This is a genomic window from Kitasatospora sp. NPDC093558 (assembly GCF_040683475.1).
Taxonomy (GTDB): Bacteria; Actinomycetota; Actinomycetes; order Streptomycetales; family Streptomycetaceae; genus Kitasatospora.
This window is the reverse complement of record NZ_JBFBDY010000648.1, coordinates 2,600-3,417: the sequence shown is the minus strand read 5'-3', so window position 1 is coordinate 3,417 and position 818 is coordinate 2,600. Positions and strand designations below refer to the sequence as shown.

The following is an 818-nucleotide window of genomic DNA, read 5'->3' as shown; positions in this document are numbered from 1 at the left end:
GCCACGGCCACGTGCTCGCCCGGGGCGCCGCGCCGCACCGGCTCCTCGCCGAACTCGCGGGCCGCGTCGACGGGTTGAACGGCGGGCGGGGCGGCTCGATGCACGCCGCCGACCTGTCGCTCGGCATCCTCGGCGCCAACGGCATCGTCGGCGCGGGCGCGCCGATCGCCGTCGGCGCCGCCTGGGCGGCCCGGCAGGCCGGCGACGGCCGGGTCGCGGTCGCGTTCTTCGGCGACGGCGCGCTCAACCAGGGCGTGGTGCTGGAGTCGTTCAACCTCGCGGCGATGTGGCGGCTGCCGGTCGTCTTCGTGTGCGAGGACAACGGCTACGCGACCACGCTGCCCGCCACCGCGGCGGTCGCGGGCAGCGCGACCGGCCGGGCCGCCGCCTTCGGCATCCCCGCCGAAGAGGTCGACGGGATGGACACCGAGGCCGTCCGCGCCGCCTCCCGCCGGGCCGTCGACCGGGCGCGCAGTGGCGGCGGCCCGGCCTTCCTGCAGTGCCGCACCTACCGCTTCGAGGGCCACCACACCATGGAACGCCGGATGAAACCGCGCTACCGCACCCCCGAGGAGATCGACGCCTGGCGCACCCGCGACCCGCTCCCCCGGGCCGCCGCCCTGCTCGATCCCGCCACGGTCGCCGCAGCCGACCACGAGGTGGACCAACTCCTGTCCGCCGCCGAGGACTTCGCGCTCGCCTCCGAGCACCCGGACCCGGCCGGCGCCTCGGACCACCTGTACGCCGACGGGCTGCGCCCCAGAGCAGGGGCGGTGGCATGACGCGCCTCTCGTACACCAAGGCGCTCAACCGGGCGC

The 818-nt window shown here is 77.0% G+C and carries 1 protein-coding gene; it reads left to right on the top strand.

The window, feature by feature from the left end:
- Positions 1–782, top strand: a 782-nt coding sequence (locus AB0O00_RS33105; RefSeq protein WP_363658131.1) for a thiamine pyrophosphate-dependent dehydrogenase E1 component subunit alpha, incomplete at its 5' end; no start/stop codon positions are given.
- Positions 783–818: the final 36 nt, after the last annotated feature.